Here is a 3,056-nt window from a genome sequence, read left to right as displayed (position 1 = left end):
GGTAAGCGCGAATTTCCCCGCACCTTTTGCTGTTGAGTGCTCTGATGCATGAGAAGCTATGCGGGGGAGCGGCGAGGTGGCACCATCGTCGTACGATCAACCCGAAGGATAGACTATCATGTCCAAAGTCGACGATCTCAGCCGATCAATCACTGTATTGGATCAAGCTCGCACTGTGCTCGTCGTTGTAGAAATGAGTCAAAATAACTGGCTGGTGGCCGGAATGCTTCCCGGCGTTCAGCGACACCCCCTCAAGAAACTCGATTCCGATCCCAATGCATTGCTCGGTTTGATCGCGCGTTGGCGATCGGAGGCGGAGGCTGCGGGCATGCCGATAGACCGGGTCGCGCTGGCCTTCGAGGCTGGGCGAGACGGCTTCTGGCTGGCCCGGTGGCTGCAGACGCGAGGCATAGACGCTCACGTCATCCATTCAACCAGCGTCGCCGTGAACCGTGAACACCGACGGGCGAAAACCGACAGGCTAGACACGGCCATGCTGATGCGCGTGTTCCTGGGTTGGCTGCGTGGCGAGCGTGGCCACTGCCGCATGGTGGCGATCCCATCACTGGCGGAAGAGGATGCCAAGCGGCCGAGCCGCGAGCGGGAGAACCTGGTCAGCGAGAAAACGCGGATAGTCAATCGCATGAAAGGGGCGCTGGCTCGGCTCGGCATCCGTGGCTTCAAGCCCGAGCTTCGCCGGGCGCCGAAGAAGTTGCCGGACCTGCGCACTTCGGAAGGACAGCCGCTTCCGCCGAATATGCTGGAAGAGATGCGGCGCGACATGGCTCGGCTTGCGGTGGTGCGCGATCAGATCACGACGATTGAAAAAGCCAGAGTTGCCCAGCTTGAGCAGGCGCCCGCGTCGGGGTATAATGCAATGGTTGTGCTATTGGCGCGCGTGATTGGTGTCGGGATTGAGACAGCCGACATGCTGGTCCACGAGGTGCTTAGCCGCAACCTCAGAGACCGGCGCGCGGTGGCGCGTTACGCCGGTCTGACAGGCTCCCCCGACGAGAGCGGATCTAAACGACGCGAAAAGGGGTTGGCCAAGGCAGGCAACGCCCGGGTGCGACGCGGGCTGATCCAATTGGCCTGGCGCTTCCTGAGATTCCAAAAGAATAGCGAACTGACGCAATGGTTCCAGGCACGAGCGGCACAGGGCGCCCGCAAGACGACGATGATCGTGGCGCTCGCACGCAAGTTACTCATCGCGCTCTGGCGATTGGTTACCGTCGGCGAAATCCCGATGGGCGTCACATTGCGCCCGATGAACTGAACACACTGCAGGGCGCCTGACGGATCAACCGCCGTAATGACGCCCGCGCGTATCGATTCGAGGTGGCGGTGTCCCGATGGACACCATGGCGTTATTTGCCGTCATGAGAATGGGCCCGCCGCCTCGGAGCCTTGCTGCTGAAGCCAATGACTGCTTCATGGTCCGGGTCTTTTGCAGACCCACCGAATACAAGGTTGCGGCGTAATGCGATGCGCCCAAAGGCAGGCTCCCCTCGAATTTGATGCTCGCGGACCAATGCACAAGGCAGTGACCAACCGTTCTGTTATGGCTATCCTGACCGCTTTACCGCGAAATCAGTGAAGGCCCCTTGACAACGAAATCCCCATACAAGGTGTCCACCAAAATAGGTGGACACCTTGTGATGGAAGAAGATGAGCAGAAACTGCGGGTGAGGCTTGTCGGTCGGGACGGGCGACGCCGATACGACCCGGCATCGAAGGACCGTCTTGTCTCGGCCTGTCTTGAGCCTGGCGTGTCGGTATCGAGGCTTGCGCTCGAACATGGGGTCAATGCGAACCTTCTTCGGAAGTGGATAAAGAAGCGGGCGGAGACCCAGTCCCTCCCACAGCCCCCACCATCGGCGTTCATCCCGGTTCAGATTGAAAGCACTTCCGATCGGGCCTTGCTGCGACAGAGCAGCATGGCTGCGGTGGATTTGCCGGGGACTTGCGATGGGGCACGTAGGTCGGCATCGAAAAGGACAGCGCCTTTTTCCTCTCCAGCCAAGGTGAGCGCGTCGCTGCCGAACGGCGTGAAGTTGACGCTGGAATGCGGTGATGTGGATGCGTTGACGGCGACCATCGGAGCACTGGGTCATGTTCAGACTGGGCGCTGACCTGAAAGTCTACCTGCACCGCGAGCCAATCGACTTCCGGGCCGGCATCAACAGCCTTGCGGTTCTGGTCCAAGAGACGATGGCGCTCGATCCGTTTGCTCCGGCGGTTTTTGCGTTCTGCAATCGCCGTCGCGACCGGATGAAGCTCCTGTTCTTCGATCGGTCGGGCTTTGTGCTGGTCCTGAAGCGGCTGACCGAGGACAAGTTCCGGTGGCCGCGCCGGGAGGCAGCGGTGGTCACGCTTACGACCGAGCAATTGCACTGGATCCTCGATGGCATCGACATCGATGCGATGGTCCGCCATCCGGTGCGGCAATATCAGGTTGCGGGTTGAGGGCTCTCGAATTGAGCGGTTGACGCGGCGGCATGCTTTCGATTCAAGAATCTGATGAATCGACCCGGCGAACCGACTGTTGAAGCGTTGATGGCGCGTATTGCTGCGCTGCAGGCGCAGAACCGTCAACTCACCGAACGCGTCGTCAAACTCGAGGAAGAGCTGGCGCTTGCACGACTGCATCGTTTTGCGCCGAAGAGTGAAAAGCACATTGACCGCCTCTTCAATGAAGCCGAACAGGCCGCGGATGAGGACGCCGCCGACAACGAAGATGGCGGCGTCGTTGTCCTGCCGGACACGGGCTTGCCGGCGAGCGAAGGGGCGACGGGAAAGAAGCGCGGCCGCAAGGCCTTGCCGGAAAACCTGCCGCGCGAGCGCGTCGAGTATGACCTTCCCGACGATCAGAAGGCTTGTCCTTGCTGCCGTCACCAGATGCATCGCATGGGCGAGGCCGTTACCGAGCAACTTCATATCGAGGTGAAGGCGAAGGTCCTGCAGAATGTGCGGTTCAAATATGCTTGCCGTCATTGCGACCGTACCGGCATCAACACGCCGGTCGTGACCGCGCCGATGCCCGCGCAACCCTTGCC

The 3,056-nt window shown here is 60.6% G+C and carries 4 protein-coding genes; all 4 read left to right on the top strand.

Annotated features, from left to right (window positions below; translation table 11 throughout):
* Window positions 1-118: 118 nt before the first annotated feature.
* Window positions 119-1,276: an IS110 family RNA-guided transposase gene (locus NKJ15_RS32810; protein WP_352819833.1), complete on the top strand. Its 1,158-nt coding sequence runs from the start codon at window positions 119-121 to the stop codon at window positions 1,274-1,276.
* Window positions 1,277-1,658: 382 nt separating this feature from the next.
* Window positions 1,659-2,132 (top strand): IS66-like element accessory protein TnpA, encoded by a 474-nt coding sequence (gene tnpA, locus NKJ15_RS32805; RefSeq protein ID WP_352453912.1) that lies wholly within the window; start codon window positions 1,659-1,661, stop codon window positions 2,130-2,132.
* Window positions 2,113-2,466, top strand: a complete 354-nt coding sequence (gene tnpB / locus NKJ15_RS32800; protein WP_014761846.1) for an IS66 family insertion sequence element accessory protein TnpB — start codon at window positions 2,113-2,115, stop codon at window positions 2,464-2,466. Before tnpA ends, tnpB begins: the two co-directional genes overlap by 20 nt.
* Window positions 2,467-2,520: 54 nt before the next feature.
* Window positions 2,521-3,056: IS66 family transposase zinc-finger binding domain-containing protein (locus NKJ15_RS32795; protein ID WP_352819831.1), on the top strand; the 536-nt coding region annotated here is incomplete at its 3' end.

Origin of the sequence: Mesorhizobium sp. M0207, assembly GCF_040321995.1 — a bacterium.
Classification (GTDB): domain Bacteria; phylum Pseudomonadota; class Alphaproteobacteria; order Rhizobiales; family Rhizobiaceae; genus Mesorhizobium.
This window is presented reverse-complemented; position numbering and strand designations above follow the sequence as displayed.

Excerpts from the sequence above, each read along its gene's own strand:
- NKJ15_RS32810 (WP_352819833.1), top strand. The coding sequence starts at position 119 with ATGTCCAAAGTCGACGATCTCAGCCGATCAATCACTGTATTGGATCAA.
- tnpA (WP_352453912.1), top strand. The coding sequence starts at position 1,659 with ATGGAAGAAGATGAGCAGAAACTGCGGGTGAGGCTTGTCGGTCGGGAC.
- tnpB (WP_014761846.1), top strand. The coding sequence starts at position 2,113 with ATGTTCAGACTGGGCGCTGACCTGAAAGTCTACCTGCACCGCGAGCCA.